The following is a 14545-nucleotide window of genomic DNA, read 5'->3' on the forward strand; positions in this document are numbered from 1 at the left end:
CGCTCGGACACCTGCTCATGACGCGAACCTGCCGACCAGCACAGAGTTACAGGCGCCTGGTTGCGCCCTCGGCAGCGGCATCACCATCCATGGCGCGGCATCGTGCTTTTTCTTCCGCTCGAAATCAATCGCCCTTCCCACGGAATTTGATGCCTTCTTTTCCGGCCCACAGCAGTTGGTCCCTTGCGCGGCCCATTTGGCGTGCGCCACGTTTCCTCTGTTTGTCAAACAGCATCGAATAGGCGCGCGCAAACAGCATGCGGCTGTGGCAGAGCCGCATGTGCGCGACTTTCACGGTCGTCGTCACGCCGTTCAGCACGACGATTTCGTGGCCCCAGTCAAACTGGTAGGCCTCGCCAGGAGCAAAGGCGAGCGGCACATAGGCTTGCGCCAACGCCGCGCCGCGCTCCTTGCGCCAGCTTATCGCGTAGCGCCGAACCGCGTCATAGCTGCCGTCATAACCAAAGCCGCGCAGGTCTTCGAACAGCCGAACAAGCGTCAATCGCTCGCGCGCCGGTTTCGCTTCGTTCTCCAGCAGCAGGGCATCCAGCCGCTCGCGCCACGGCCCGATCTTGGGAATCGGCTGCATCGAGCGCTCGTAATGGAACTCGGTCGCTTCAGAACGAATGACCTTCCGAACGACCTTGCGGGACACATGCAGCTCCCGGCAGATCTCCTTGATCGGCTTCTTCTGAACAAAATACGCCCGACGAATTTTGGCGATCGTCTCCACAACAAGCATTCCAATCTCGGCCTCCCAAAATCCAGGAGGCCAGTGTGGACCCTCAGCTCCGGGGCCCCGATTGGACGCAAATCACCCCAAAACTGGCGTCCTTATTCCATGCTTATTCACACTTCTCGGCGAACACGCCTACCCCAATCGGGTCAAAAGAGTGTGGGGAAAGATGGTAGCGGAGGAGGGACTCGAACCCCCGACACAAGGATTATGATTCCTCTGCTCTAGCCGGCTGAGCTACTCCGCCCCGCATGACGCGAAGGACGCGCAGAGGCGCTGGCGATATAGGCATGGGGAGAATTTGTGTCAAGGATCGCCGCCAAGAACGCGGCCGCGGCGGCGGGGCCGACTCAAAATGAAACGCATGACGTTCCGTCGACGCGCATCACCGATTGCTGCTTGAATTTCACCTTATAAGCCGAGCGGATCGCTTCTATCTTGGCATCCGCCGCGGGATCTTGCTCATACAATATGAGAACCAGGCGCGACGGCTCACGCAGCAAGGCCCCTGACCCGTCGCGCCATTGGCCAAAAGCTTCGAGCACGCTCAACCCGTCGGGAAATCTCGGCGTGATCTCCCGCGCGACAAAACGCGCAAAGGCCCGCGGCGGAACCTTGGCGCCGCCCGCGCCAGAGCCAAAAAGCAGCTCCAATCTTGCCATGGGCTTTGATCGCGCCTGACAGAGCGCGGGCTGCGCCGCGGCCTCAGCATGCGCCCAAGGGGGAGCAAGCATCAGCAACATCGCCGCCATGGAACCAAAGAAGGGATGCGATCGATCCCGCACAAACTCTCTACTCGACATTCTCGGGATAGACTTCATTCTTACGATATTCGTCGAGATTTTTTCCCCAAAATCGTTTAGGCGCGGCGCGCCGGCCTCGAGCCGATGTCTATCGACCAATCGATCTAGTTCGAAAAACGTAGCGGCGGCTTTGCGATAAGTCGGGGATGCGTCCGGCATCGGGCGCGTCTATATTGGCGTACATGAACATGAAGATCAAACCGAGACATCCCGGTCAGCCTCGGCGGCGCTGGTCCCTTTGGCGCGGCCTAAGGTCGGGGTCTACGGCGCGCCCGATCGCGCTTGCGATTTTGCTGAGCCTCGTCGGGGGAACTTCGGCGCTGGCGCAAGCCGATCCATTCGCTTGGTTCACCCATTTGTTCCAGCCCAACCCGCCTCCGAGCCATGTAATGAAGCCGATCCGGCCGAGGTCGGAAATTCATCGCGCGGCGCCTAAGCATTATTCGGCGCGGCCGAAGCCGAGCTCCCGCTCCGGCGAGAAGGCGATCGAGAAAGCCGACGACAAGACCGCGGCCAAGCCGAGCGAGAAAGCGGCGGTCGCGCCGACCTATTTCGTCGCCGTTCTCGGCGACAGCCTTGCGCAAATGCTGGCGCAAGGCTTGACCGAAGCTTTCGCCGACCGCCCCGAGGTCGCGATCCTGCATAAGGCGAAAGAAAACAGCGGCCTGGTGCGCGACGATTTCTACGATTGGACGAAGGCTGCGCAAGACCTGCTCGCGAGCGGCGAAAAAATCGACTTCGCCGTCATGCTGATCGGCAGCAATGATCGGCAGACCTTGCGCGACGCCAATGGCGCCTATGAGCCGCGATCGCCGCAATGGGAAGATGCTTACGCGCGCCGGATCGAAACCATCGCCGCGATGTTTCGCGATAAGAAGATCCCGCTCATATGGGTTGGGCTCCCCGTGCTGAAAAGCGAGCGGCTGTCCGCCGACGCCTCCGCCTTCAACGAGCTCTATCGCGAAAACGCAGCCAAGGCCGGCGCGACCTTTGTCGACGTGTGGGAGGCCTTCGCCGACGATTCCGGCCAATACAACGCCAATGGTCCGGACATCAATGGCCAGATTGTGCGCTTGCGCGCGTCAGACGGCATTCATTTCACCAGAGCGGGCGCGCGCAAGCTCGCCCATTTCATCGAGCCGGACATTCGCCGAAACCTCGACGAGGTCTCGCCCCCCGCGCCCCCCGAAATCACCAATGCGCCGGCGCCGAGCGACGCCGAAGCGCCGGCGAGCGAGCCCCCAGCCGAAACGCAAGGCGAGGCCGCTGTCGAGCCCGTCCCGCCGGCCCCGCCCCCTCCGAAGCCCATCGCCGGGCCGATCCTGCCGTTGACGGGACCGGCGCTGGCGCCGGGCGCGGCGCTCGCGACCAAAATGGACGCGCAGCGACCGCCCGCCGATAAAGCGCGCTTGCGGACGGACCAAACTCCGCAGGAAAGCACGGGCGGTCCTCCCCCCGGACGGGCGGATGATTTCGCTTGGCCCAGGCCTTGACCGCTGCACTCTCGAACGAATAGGCGAAAGCGACCCTTAACGAAACTGCTCGGCCGCCGCCCGGTCTCGGCGGCGATCCCATGGAGACCCGAGCCGGGTTCACAACCGCATGATTCTCGTCTAGAGCATTCGCGACTTCCATGAAACCACCCTCGGCTCGGCGCCAGAACGGCCGGCGAAGCAAAAGCAAAGCCGAAGCCGAGGGCGCCGACCGGAAGACCGGAAGACGCTCGAGGGGGCCGCCTCGAACGCGAAACGACTGTTTCGGACCCTTTAAACGCATGGACGCGCTCCGGCTTCCGCTGGCGCGGCCTATTTTTGCGCGCCACAGCCGCTCCACGCCTGCCGCGACCGGGAAAAGGACGAAATGCCCAAGCGGACCGACATAGAGACGATCCTCATCATTGGCGCCGGCCCGATCATCATCGGCCAAGCCTGCGAATTCGATTATTCTGGAACCCAGGCCTGCAAGGCGCTGCGCGCGGAAGGCTATCGGATCGTTCTCGTCAATTCCAATCCGGCGACGATCATGACGGATCCGGATATGGCCGACCGGACTTATGTCGAGCCGATCACGTCGGAAATCGTCGCCAAGATCATCGCCAAGGAGCGCTACGCCCGGCCCGGCGGCTTCGCACTGCTGCCGACGATGGGCGGCCAGACCGCCCTGAATTGCGCCCTCTCCCTCAAGCGCATGGGCGTGCTGGAAAAATTCGACGTCGAACTGATCGGGGCAAGCGCCGAGGCGATCGACAAGGCCGAGGATCGCGAGCTGTTCCGCGAAGCCATGACGCGCATCGGCCTTTCGACGCCGCGCTCGCAACAGATCAAGACCTTGAGCCAGGCCTTGTCGGCGCTCGAAGACATCGGCCTGCCCGCTATCATTCGTCCCTCGTTCACCATGGGAGGAACCGGCGGCGGCATCGCCTATAACAAGGCCGAGTTCATCGACATCATCGAGCGCGGAATCGACGCCTCGCCGACGAGCGAGGTCCTCGTCGAGGAGAGCGTGCTCGGCTGGAAGGAATTCGAGATGGAGGTCGTCCGCGACAAGGCGGACAATTGCATCATCGTCTGCTCGATCGAGAACATCGATCCGATGGGCGTCCACACCGGCGATTCGATCACTGTGGCGCCGGCCCTGACCTTGACCGACAAGGAATATCAGATCATGCGCGACGCCTCTTTGGCGGTGCTGCGCGAGATCGGAGTCGAGACCGGCGGCTCCAACGTGCAATTTGCGGTCAATCCCGCCGACGGGCGGATGATCGTGATCGAGATGAATCCTCGGGTCTCCCGCTCCTCGGCCCTGGCTTCCAAGGCGACGGGCTTTCCGATCGCGAAGGTCGCCGCCAAACTCGCGGTCGGCTACACGCTGGACGAGATCGCCAACGACATCACCGGAGGCGCGACGCCGGCGTCGTTCGAGCCGACAATCGACTATGTCGTCACTAAAATTCCGCGCTTCGCCTTCGAGAAATTCCCCGGCGCCGACCAGATCCTCACCACCGCGATGAAGTCGGTCGGCGAAACGATGGCGATTGGACGCACATTCGCGGAAAGTCTGCAAAAGGCGCTGCGCTCGCTCGACACCGGCCTCGACGGGCTCGACGAAGTCGAGATCGAAGGGCTCGGCCTCGGCGACGACAAGAACGTGCTGCGCGCGGCCCTGGGGCGCCCGACGCCCGACCGCCTGCTCGTTATCGCCCAAGCGCTTCGGCATGGCATGACGCCTGAAGAAATTCACGAAGCCTGCAGCGTCGACCCTTGGTTCATCGCGCGGCTGCGGGAAATTCTCGATCTCGAGGGAAAAGTTCGCGCCCATGGCCTGCCGAACGATCCCGACAATCTCCGCATGCTGAAGGCCGCTGGCTTCTCCGACGCCCGCCTGGCTTCGCTCGCGCATGTGAAGCGCTCCGATGTGGCGGCCTTGCGCAAAAGGCAGGGCGTGCATCCGGCGTTCAAGCGAATCGACACTTGCGCGGCGGAGTTCGCCTCGCCTACCGCCTATATGTACTCGACCTATGCCCCGCCTTTCGGCGAAGAGCCATCTTGCGAGGCCCGGCCTTCGGCGCGCGAGAAAATCGTGATTCTGGGCGGCGGCCCGAACCGGATCGGGCAAGGGATCGAATTCGACTATTGCTGCTGCCATGCGAGCTTCGCCTTGCGAGAGGCCGGCTTCGAAACGATCATGGTCAACTGCAACCCAGAGACGGTGTCGACCGATTACGACACCTCGGACCGCCTCTATTTTGAGCCGCTGACCACGGAAGATGTGCTTGAGATCCTGGCCGTCGAGAACGCCGCCGGGCGGCTGAAGGGCGCGATCGTCCAATTCGGCGGCCAAACGCCATTGAAACTCGCCCATGCCCTCGAGCGGGCGGGGATTCCGATCCTAGGCACGTCGGTCGATTCGATCGACCTCGCCGAGGACCGCGACCGGTTCAAGCGCCTGCTCGACCGGATCGGCCTGAAGCAACCCTTGAACGGAATCGCCTATTCAGTCGAGCAATCGCGCATCGTCGCGGGCGAACTCGGCCTGCCGCTCGTCGTCCGCCCCTCCTATGTGCTCGGCGGGCGCGCCATGGCGATCATTCGCGACGCCGCGGCCTTCGACGATTATTTGCTCGGCACCTTGCCCGGCCTCGTGCCCTCCGAGGTGAAGGCCCGCTACCCGAACGACAAGACGGGCCAGATCAACACCGTGCTCGGCAAGAACCCTCTGCTTTTCGACCGCTATCTGACCGATGCGGTCGAGATCGACGTCGACGCCCTTTGCGACGGAGCGGACGTGTTCATTTGCGGGATCATGGAGCATATCGAGGAAGCCGGCATTCATTCGGGCGACAGCGCCTGCTCGCTGCCGCCGCGCTCCCTGTCGCCGGAAAAGATCGCCGCGCTCGAGCGCCAGACGCGGGAACTCGCCCTCGCGCTCGGCGTCGGCGGGCTGATGAATGTCCAATACGCCCTCAAGGACGGCGAGATCTACGTCCTCGAAGTCAATCCCCGCGCCGCGCGGACCGTACCCTTCGTCGCCAAGGTCATCGGCGCGCCGATCGCCAAGATCGCGGCGCGGATCATGGCCGGCGAAAAATTGCGCGATTTTTCTTTGACGCCGGCGTCCGGCGATCATGTCGGGGTCAAGGAATCCGTCTTTCCCTTCGCCCGCTTTCCAGGCGTCGACACCGTGCTCGGCCCGGAAATGCGTTCGACCGGCGAGGTCATGGGCCTCGACCGCTCCTTCGCGGTCGCCTTCGCCAAGAGCCAGCTCGGCGGCGGCACCAAGGTTCCGACCAAAGGGGCGGTCTTCGTCTCGGTCCGCGACGCCGACAAGCCGCGCATGCTGGAAACGGTCAAACTGCTCGCCGGCCTCGGCTTCATGATTCGCGCGACCGGGGGCACCTCGCGCTACCTCGAAAGCGAGGGGGTTCCAGCGCAAAGGATCAACAAGGTTTCCGAGGGACGGCCGCATGTCGTCGACGCGATCAAGAACGGCGGAATCCAGCTCGTCCTGAATACGACCGAAGGGGCGCAAGCTTTGGCCGATTCGCGATCCTTGCGCCGGGCGGCGCTCTTGCACAAAGTGCCCTATTATACGACGCTGGCCGGCGCGATCGCCGCCTGCGAGGGAATCAAGGCCTATTTGGCGGGCGATCTAGAAGTCCGCGCTTTGCAGGACTATTTCGCCTAAGGCCCAATCCAACCGCTCGAGGCTGCGGACGCGTCGGATCGGCGCCGAGGGCTCGCCTTTGTGAAACCAGAGGCACTTGCAGTCGGTTTCATGAAGGTGTCTTCTACTTACCCCGGAGCCGGCTTTGGGCGCTTTCCTTGTCGGCAGGCCGTTCGGAACCGGAACCGACGCAACGAGATAGGCCAAGCGAAGTCGAGAAGCCCGGAAGGACCGAAAAGCGGCGCCGGGCGCCTCGGCTTATTCACTAGTCAAGACGAACGAAGACGTGAAAGAGAATCAGCATGGACAAGTTCCCCATGACGGCGGCCGGCCATAGCGCTCTCGAAGAAGAGTTGAAGCGGCGACAGCAAGTCGAGCGGCCACGGATCATCCAGGCGATCGCCGAGGCCCGCTCCCATGGCGACTTGTCCGAGAACGCCGAATATCACGCCGCCAAAGAAGCCCAATCCCTGAACGAAGGCCGCATCGCCGAACTCGAGGACAAGCTCTCCCGCGCCGAAGTCATCGACGTGTCCAAGCTCTCCGGCACCACCATCATGTTCGGCGCCACGGTGACGCTCGTCGACGAAGACACCGAGGAGAAGAAGACCTATCAGATCGTCGGCGAGACCGAGGCGGACGTGAAGGCCGGACGGGTCTCGATCACCTCGCCGACGGCGCGCGCCCTGATCGGCAAGAAGATCGGCGATTCTGTCGAGGTCAACACGCCTGGCGGCGGCAAAAGCTATGAAATCTTGAACGTCGCCTTTCAATAGAGTTCGCCCGCCTTCATTGCTGAAGTGGTCTCGATCGGCCGGCAGGAATTCAACTCTAAATCAATCGCTCAAGCGGTCTCGACCGCTTGAGCCGAACGGCCGCCGCGAATGCGTGTGCTGAAGCGCGATCGCCGCCAGTCGAACCACGATAAAATTGCAGGGATCGGCTCGATCAACTCGTCGCAACCTCGCGATCGAGCAGGCCCAAGCGCGCCCGCAACCCAACCGTCCTCAATCTCGCGGAGATCACCTCGCTCGAGACAGGAAGCGCGTCGAATCTTATCTCGCGGGCCGATTTCGTCGTCAAATAGATTAAGACCATAAAATATATGTATTACGCTGTATACATGAAGCCGTTAGGTATTCGATATTTTTTATAGAATTACAAAGTATATCCATAAATAAATTCAAAAAAGAAAAATATTCTCCTTAAACGATGCTACAGCGCCTTCAGCGTCACGTCGCGGATTGGTTGCCGCGCAAGTCGAGGCATGGAGGCTTTGGAATGGCAGATGAAGTCGAGGTCCGTAATACATTAGGCGAGCCGGCCGCGCGCCAACTCGCAAATGCGACGAAAACCCGCGCGCAAATGCTGACGATCACGCCGCGCTGGCTGATCTCGTTTCTGCCCTGGGTTCCGGTCGAAGCCGGCATTTACCGCTTGAACAGGGTCAAAGAGAGGGAAGGCCTCGGCGACGTCGAATGTAGCCCGAGCTGGGAGCGGGACGCCGACCTGCCAGAAACCTTCGTCGACTATGACACCGAGCCGCGCGAATATTTCCTCAATGCGGTGACCACCGTTCTCGACGTCCAGACTCGCGTTTCCGACCTCTACAATCAGCCCTATGACCAGATTCAGGAGCAGCTCCGCCTGCTCATCGAAAAGGTCAAGGAGCGTCAGGAAAGCGAGCTCATCTACAACGCCAATTACGGCATTCTCACCAATACCGCGCCGTCAATGCAGATCAGCACGCGGCGCGGTCCGCCTACGCCCGACGATCTCGACGAATTGATCGCGCGCGTCTGGAAAGAGCCGGCGTTTTTCCTCGCGCACCCACGCGCGATCGCCGCCTTCGGCCGCGAATGCACCCGTCGCGGCGTTCCCCCGCCAACCATCAATCTCTTCGGCACGCCCTTCCTCACCTGGCGCGGCATTCCGCTGGTTCCCAGCGACAAGCTGAAGATCACGGATTCCGGCAGTGGAACCGGCAAGACTTCCATCCTCCTCCTCCGCACGGGCGAAAAGAAGCAGGGCGTCGTCGGCCTGTTCCAGCCCGGCGTTCCCGGCGAAGTGACGCCGAGCCTTTCGGTTCGCTTCATGGGGATCAACCGCAAGGCGATCGCCTCTTACCTGATCTCGCTCTACTGCTCCTCGGCGATCCTTTGCGAGGATGCCGTCGGCGTGCTCGAGAATGTCGAGGTTGGCCACTATCATGAATATTCCTGATCCCCGCCACGCGGCGGCCACCGCGCCGGTCGCAACTCCGCCGGCCCCCCAATGGGGGGGCCAAGCGCCCAGCGTCATCGATCCCGGGATGATCGCGCATCTGGCGAACGCCTTTCTCAATGCGACGCCCGGAGAGACCGTCGATCCGCAGGCCTTGGCGAATTTCGCCGCCGCCCTCGAACGGCCTCCGACGCCGCCGACCTCGGGCCCAGGCGCCGTCGGCGCCGCCGCCGCCGCGCCGGGAACCAGTCTTCCCGGAGTTCAATCGGTTCCCTTCGTCACCGAATTACCGAGCCGGCCGACGCAAGCCGCTCGGGCCCCTGCCCAACACATTCCTGCGGCCGCGCTCGTCACCGGCGTGACCGGCTTTCCCGCAGGCGCCGCATCCTCCCCTCCTCCGGTCGAGGGATTCACGAGCCCAGCGCCAGAAAAAGGTCAGAGCGCGCCGCGCGGCTTCCTGAGCGAAGCGGATCTTCGCGCCCTGCCGCAGAGCCTCGGGCCCCTGGTCTCGAACGCGCCGACGAGCTCTCCTTCCGCGGTTTCGCCTGCAAGCCTCTCGCACGGCGGACCGTCCGGCCTCGGGCTTTCTCCCGCCGCTCAAACGGACTCTCTCTATTTTCTGAGCGAAGCCGCCGCAGCGCAGCCCGGCTCCGCCGCGCCGGCGCCGGCGATCGGACTTGGAAACTGGTTCATTCCCGAGCCGCCGAGCCAAAGCCTTGCCTTCGGCGCGCCGGCCGCCGCGCCGCTCTCGATCGAGCAGAGTCCGAGTTTTCCCGCAAATTTCCCCTCCGAAAGGGAACTCCGCCCGCAGGGCCTGAGCGAATCCGGCGCTTTAGGACCGGCTCTCGCGCCGGAAGGATTTTCGCACGCCTCGACGCCGCTGGCCACGCCCGCCGGCGCCGGCGAATCCCTCTATTTCCTCAACGAGGCGCAATCCGCAGCTGCGGCGGGACCCGCCATAAGCAGCCCAGCCGCCACGCCCGCCCCTTCCGCCGCCGTCGCGCCGGAACTTTCGCCTCTGCTGGAGCCCGGCGTTCTGTCCGGCACACGCGCGTTCAACGCTCCGTCGTTCAAGCAGGATTTTCCGATCCTGCGCCAGCATGTTCATGGCAAGCCGCTGATCTGGCTGGATAATGCCGCGACGACACAAAAGCCGCAGGCGGTGATCGACCGACTCGCCACTTTTTATGAGACTGAGAATTCCAACATTCACCGGGCCGCGCATGCTCTCGCGGCGCGCGCCACCGACGCCTATGAGGCCGCGCGCGAAAAGGTTCGGCGCTTCCTTGGCGCCGGCTCGCCGAACGACATCGTGTTCGCGCGCGGCGCGACCGAGGCGATCAATCTCGTCGCCAAGGCCTGGGGCCGCCGCAATGTCCGGGAAGGCGACGAGATCGTCGTCACCTGGCTCGAGCATCACGCCAATATCGTGCCTTGGCAGATGCTCTGCGCCGAGACGGGCGCGGTCCTGCGCGTCGCCCCCGTCGACGACAGCGGCCAGATCCTGCTCGACGAATACGCCAAGCTGCTCGGACCGAAGACGCGGCTCGTCTCTCTAACCCAAGTCTCGAATGCGCTCGGCACGGTGACGCCAGCGCAGGAAATGGTCGCGATCGCCCATCGCCACGGCGCTTGCGTCCTCGTCGACGGCGCTCAGGCCGTGTCGCACATGCCGGTCGACGTGCAGGCGCTCGACTGCGACTTCTATGTCTTTTCCGGCCATAAGGTTTTCGGCCCGACCGGGATCGGCGTTCTTTATGGGAAGCCCGAGGTTCTGGAGGCCATGCCGCCCTGGCAGGGCGGCGGCAATATGATCGCCGACGTCACGTTCGAGAAGACGATCTACCAGCCGCCGCCAGGCCGATTCGAAGCGGGAACCGGCAATATCGGCGACGCGGTCGGACTCGGCGCCGCGATCGATTACGTCGAGCGAATCGGGATGGCCAATATCGCCGCTTACGAGCATGAACTGCTCGCCTATGCGACGGACGGACTTCTCGGCGTGCCAGGCCTCACGATCATCGGCACAGCGAAGGAAAAGGCGGGCGTGATTTCCTTCGTCCTCGACGGCTGCCGCAGCGAGGACGTCGGCGCGGCCCTCGATCGGGAGGGCATCGCCGTGCGCTCCGGTCATCATTGCGCCCAGCCGATCCTGCGCCGATTCGGGCTCGAGACCACAGTGCGTCCGTCGCTCGCCCTCTACAACACCCATGAGGACATAGACGCGCTGGTCACGGCGCTGCATCGCATCCAGACGCAGAAAACCTATCGGTCGCGATAACCGCCCGCAGGCGCGCGTCTTCCCTGGATGCGCGCCGCTTCGCTCAGCGCCGCGCTTGCGCCAAGGCCTGGCTCGAAGCGGCGTTTTGCGCATAGATCGTCTCGAAGCGCCGCTCGAAGGCCGCGGCGGCCGCCCGGCTCTCGATGACGATGAGGTCATTGTCCTGCCGCTTCAGGCCGGAAGCGGAGAAATTGGCGGCGCCAGACCGCACCAATCGCCCGTCAATCTGATAGCTTTTCAAATGCATCAAGGGCGCGCCTGGCCGCTTATAGCGGATTTCGACCCCCGGATCGGCCATCAAATCCGCAAAGGGAACCGTAGGGTCGCGCTCTCCGATCCGCCCGCCGTCCATATAGATACGGACGCGGACGCCGCGGTCGGCGGCGCGCGCGAGCGCCTCCATCACCGGCCAATCGGTCAGAACATAGGCCGCGAGATCAATGCTGCTTTGCGCCTGATTGATCAATGCGACGTCTATGCGCTCCAAATTCTCCGCCGGCGCATAGTGAATGATCGGCGCCGGATCGGCGAGGCCACCGGCGAGCGAAGCGAGGAGAAGCCCTATGCCTAGGGCAAGGCGGCCGAGAGAAGTGCGAAGCTGGAGCATGCGCGTATTTCGTGTTATATGTAAAAAATACAACTACTGCGCGGCTCTTTCCAAACTCCTAACGCCAAAACCGCGCGATTGCCGGTTCCGCCTGCGCCGCGCTTGCCGGCGGAACCAAAGAGCTTGATACTCGAAGCCCTGCCAAATGCTTGTTTGAACAAGAAAGTCATCACGCCATGGCCCGCAGCCTCCGCCACGAACGTCGCGTGCTCAACGTCGAAGAAGCCTCTCTCGTCGAAAACACGCATCACCCGATTTTAGCGTCGCTATCCGACGCCGATCTTGCCGAGCTCCGCAAGCGCGTGCGCGAGCGGCGCGAGCGCGCCACGCAGCTTGCCGCAAGGCAGCGCCGCGAATTGCGCGGCAAGGCCGATCCCAGGGGAGCGCATGCCGCCTCCGACGATTCCGGCATGCGCATGAAACGGGATTTGCTCGCCGCAGCTGTGCGGAGGCTGAACAAAGAGGCCGCCCGACGCGAATCGAAAGCCGCCCGCGAAGCCTTGATCGACAGCGCCAAGCGCGCGCTCACGCTGCGCCGCGCCAACGCCGCCAAGGCGACGAGGCCCTCGGCGGGCCGCACGCCCAATGAGGGGTTCCAACCGAAAGGCGAGCCCGCGGGCCGCTCGCTGCGCAATCCGGCGAAAATCGGCGAAATCAGCCAACACACAAAAAACATGCAGGCCAAACACGACGCGCGATAAGCCTATGGCCTTCGATTGGCTGTTGTCCCCTTGCCTGCGCGCCCAAAGCGGCACGCGGGGTCAGGAAACTTGCGAACCCTCCCCCGGCGCCAGAGCGGAGCGCTCGGATTCGCTGAACACGCGACTACGCGTCAGGAAGCGGACCCCTTCCGGCGCCTCGATGGAAAAGCCGGCACCGCGCCCAGCGACCACGTCGAGGATGAGCTGGGTGTGCGACCAAAGCTCGAATTGCGCGGCGCCGATATAGACGGGGCAACCGTCGATCTCCCCGAGCAAAACATCGCTCGGTCCAGTGCGAAACTCGCCCTGCGGAAAGCACATGGGCGAGCTGCCGTCGCAACAGCCTCCGGACTGATGGAACAGCAAAGGCCCATGCGCCGCCTTGAGCCGCTCGATGAGCCGCAATGCCTCCTCCGTGGCGCCGACGCGCTCCACCATCAATCGCCTCCCGGCCGGCGCTCAGAAGAAGCCCAGCGCCTTCGGGCTGTAGCTCACCAGCATGTTCTTGGTCTGCTGATAATGGTCGAGCATCATCTTGTGGTTCTCGCGGCCGATGCCGGACTGCTTATAGCCTCCAAAGGCCGCATGGGCGGGATAAAGGTGATAGCAATTGACCCAGACGCGGCCAGCTTGGATCGCGCGGCCGAAGCGATAGGCGCGCGTCCCGTCGCGCGTCCAGACGCCCGCGCCGAGCCCATACAGCGTGTCATTGGCGATCGAAAGCGCCTCTTCGTCGTCCTTGAATTTGGTCACGGAAAGGACCGGCCCGAATATCTCCTCCTGGAAGATCCGCATCCTGTTGTGGCCTTCGAGGATCGTTGGCTGAACATAATAGCCGCCGGAGAGATCTTGCCCGAGATCCGCCCGCGCGCCGCCGGTCAGGACCTTCGCCCCCTCCTGCCGGCCAATGTCCATATAGGATAGGATTTTCTCGAGCTGATCGTTCGAGGCCTGCGCGCCGACCATGGTCGCAGGGTCAAGCGGATTGCCTTGCTTGATCGCCTTCACCCGCGCGACGGCGCGCTCGATGAAACGATCGTAAATTTTCTCATGCACCAAGGCGCGCGAGGGACAAGTGCAAACCTCGCCCTGGTTCAGCGCGAACATCGCGAAGCCTTCGAGCGCCTTGTCGAAAAACTCGTCGTCTTGCGCCGCGACATCCTCGAAGAAAATATTGGGCGATTTGCCGCCGAGCTCCAGCGTCACCGGAATGATGTTGTCGGACGCATATTGCATGATGAGCCGGCCGGTCGTCGTCTCGCCCGTGAAGGCGACCTTAGCGATCCGCTTGCTCTGCGCCAAAGGCTTGCCGGCTTCGACGCCGAAGCCATTGATGACGTTGAGCACGCCCGGCGGCAGGAGGTCTCCGATCATGTCGACCAGGACCATGATGCTCATCGGGGTCTGCTCGGCAGGCTTCAAGATGACGCAATTGCCCGCGGCCAGCGCCGGCGCGAGCTTCCACACCGCCATCAGAAGCGGAAAGTTCCACGGGATGATCTGCGCCACGACGCCGAGCGGCTCGTGGAAATGATAGGCCACCGTGTCATGGTCGATCTCGCTGAGGCCGCCTTCCTGCGCGCGCAGGCAGCCTGCGAAATAGCGGAAATGGTCAACCGCGAGAGGGAGGTCGGCGGCCTTTGTCTCGCGGATCGGCTTGCCGTTGTCGATCGTCTCGACAAGGGCCAGAGTGTCGAGCTTCTGCTCGATCCGATCGGCGATCCGCAGCAAGGCCAGCGAGCGCTCCGCCGGCGAGGTGCGTCCCCACGCGGCCCGCGCGGCATGAGCCGCATCGAGCGCAAGCTCGACATCCTCGGCGCTCGAACGGGCGACCGTGCAAATGACATTGCCGTCGATCGGCGAAATATTCTCAAAGGTGCGCCCATTGACCGCGGGCGTCCATTTCCCACCGATGTAATTGTCGTAATGCGGCCGGATGGCGATCTGATGGGCGATGTCGGCAAGAATCTTATCGACCATTATTGTCCTCCTTGGGCGTTTTCTCCTCGAGGCATGCTTGTGCTCGCCTTC

At 63.1% G+C, this 14545-nt stretch carries 10 protein-coding genes, 1 tRNA gene and 1 pseudogene; 6 read left to right on the forward strand and 6 right to left on the reverse strand.

Features of this window, described 5'->3' with window-relative positions:
* Positions 1–211: 211 nt before the first annotated feature.
* From METAC_RS23060 to METAC_RS0109330, 3 genes and pseudogenes are all read right to left on the reverse strand, one after another.
* A pseudogene (locus tag METAC_RS23060) lies at positions 212–742 on the reverse strand (IS21 family transposase); the annotation flags it as partial.
* Positions 743–906: 164 nt separating this feature from the next.
* Positions 907–983: transfer RNA gene (locus METAC_RS0109325), tRNA-Met, on the reverse strand.
* Positions 984–1086: 103 nt separating this feature from the next.
* Positions 1087–1470: a DUF3574 domain-containing protein gene (locus METAC_RS0109330; RefSeq protein WP_084143958.1), complete on the reverse strand. Its 384-nt coding sequence runs from the start codon at positions 1468–1470 to the stop codon at positions 1087–1089.
* Positions 1471–1727: 257 nt separating this feature from the next.
* On the opposite strand from METAC_RS0109330, the gene METAC_RS0109335 reads away from it, so the two are divergent.
* The 5 genes from METAC_RS0109335 (at position 1728) to METAC_RS0109360 (ending at position 11206) form a co-directional block, all read left to right on the forward strand.
* Positions 1728–3032 carry an SGNH/GDSL hydrolase family protein gene (locus tag METAC_RS0109335; protein WP_198017197.1) on the forward strand — a complete coding sequence of 435 codons (1305 nt, stop codon included), beginning with the start codon at positions 1728–1730 and terminating at the stop codon, positions 3030–3032.
* Positions 3033–3399: 367 nt separating this feature from the next.
* Entirely contained in the window at positions 3400–6723 is a 3324-nt protein-coding gene (gene carB, locus METAC_RS0109340; protein ID WP_026606814.1) for a carbamoyl-phosphate synthase large subunit, read from the forward strand.
* 281 nt (positions 6724–7004) lie between these two features.
* Positions 7005–7478, forward strand: coding sequence for a transcription elongation factor GreA (gene greA / locus METAC_RS0109345; RefSeq protein WP_026606815.1), 474 nt, complete (start codon positions 7005–7007; stop codon positions 7476–7478).
* A gap of 505 nt (positions 7479–7983) precedes the next feature.
* The gene (locus METAC_RS0109355; protein WP_026606816.1) at positions 7984–8925 is read left to right on the forward strand and encodes a family 2A encapsulin nanocompartment shell protein; all 942 of its coding nucleotides are present in this window, start codon (positions 7984–7986) and stop codon (positions 8923–8925) included.
* Positions 8912–11206: a family 2A encapsulin nanocompartment cargo protein cysteine desulfurase gene (locus tag METAC_RS0109360; RefSeq protein WP_026606817.1), complete on the forward strand. Its 2295-nt coding sequence runs from the start codon at positions 8912–8914 to the stop codon at positions 11204–11206. Before METAC_RS0109355 ends, METAC_RS0109360 begins: the two co-directional genes overlap by 14 nt.
* A gap of 43 nt (positions 11207–11249) precedes the next feature.
* Here the strand turns inward: METAC_RS0109360 and METAC_RS23065 are convergent, their stop codons facing one another.
* The gene (locus METAC_RS23065; protein WP_051335485.1) at positions 11250–11813 is read right to left on the reverse strand and encodes a phospholipase D-like domain-containing protein; all 564 of its coding nucleotides are present in this window, start codon (positions 11811–11813) and stop codon (positions 11250–11252) included.
* Between the two features lie 176 nt (positions 11814–11989).
* Here METAC_RS23065 and METAC_RS0109370 point away from each other — a divergent pair, with 176 nt between their 5' ends.
* Positions 11990–12514, forward strand: a complete 525-nt coding sequence (locus tag METAC_RS0109370; RefSeq protein WP_026606818.1) for a hypothetical protein — start codon at positions 11990–11992, stop codon at positions 12512–12514.
* Between the two features lie 60 nt (positions 12515–12574).
* On the opposite strand, the gene METAC_RS0109375 is transcribed toward METAC_RS0109370, so the two are convergent.
* Both METAC_RS0109375 and adh read right to left on the reverse strand, forming a co-directional pair.
* Entirely contained in the window at positions 12575–12952 is a 378-nt protein-coding gene (locus tag METAC_RS0109375; RefSeq protein WP_026606819.1) for a DUF779 domain-containing protein, read from the reverse strand.
* A gap of 21 nt (positions 12953–12973) precedes the next feature.
* Positions 12974–14494 carry an aldehyde dehydrogenase gene (gene adh / locus METAC_RS0109380; protein ID WP_026606820.1) on the reverse strand — a complete coding sequence of 507 codons (1521 nt, stop codon included), beginning with the start codon at positions 14492–14494 and terminating at the stop codon, positions 12974–12976.
* Positions 14495–14545: the final 51 nt, after the last annotated feature.

The sequence above is a fragment of the Methylocapsa acidiphila B2 genome, assembly GCF_000427445.1.
GTDB classification, from domain to species: domain Bacteria; phylum Pseudomonadota; class Alphaproteobacteria; order Rhizobiales; family Beijerinckiaceae; genus Methylocapsa; species Methylocapsa acidiphila.

Coding starts and splice junctions, on each gene's coding strand:
- METAC_RS0109330 (WP_084143958.1), bottom strand. CDS start 1,470: ATGCTTGCTCCCCCTTGGGCGCATGCTGAGGCCGCGGCGCAGCCCGCG.
- METAC_RS0109335 (WP_198017197.1), top strand. CDS start 1,728: ATGAAGATCAAACCGAGACATCCCGGTCAGCCTCGGCGGCGCTGGTCC.
- carB (WP_026606814.1), top strand. CDS start 3,400: ATGCCCAAGCGGACCGACATAGAGACGATCCTCATCATTGGCGCCGGC.
- greA (WP_026606815.1), top strand. CDS start 7,005: ATGGACAAGTTCCCCATGACGGCGGCCGGCCATAGCGCTCTCGAAGAA.
- METAC_RS0109355 (WP_026606816.1), top strand. CDS start 7,984: ATGGCAGATGAAGTCGAGGTCCGTAATACATTAGGCGAGCCGGCCGCG.
- METAC_RS0109360 (WP_026606817.1), top strand. CDS start 8,912: ATGAATATTCCTGATCCCCGCCACGCGGCGGCCACCGCGCCGGTCGCA.
- METAC_RS23065 (WP_051335485.1), bottom strand. CDS start 11,813: ATGCTCCAGCTTCGCACTTCTCTCGGCCGCCTTGCCCTAGGCATAGGG.
- METAC_RS0109370 (WP_026606818.1), top strand. CDS start 11,990: ATGGCCCGCAGCCTCCGCCACGAACGTCGCGTGCTCAACGTCGAAGAA.
- METAC_RS0109375 (WP_026606819.1), bottom strand. CDS start 12,952: ATGGTGGAGCGCGTCGGCGCCACGGAGGAGGCATTGCGGCTCATCGAG.
- adh (WP_026606820.1), bottom strand. CDS start 14,494: ATGGTCGATAAGATTCTTGCCGACATCGCCCATCAGATCGCCATCCGG.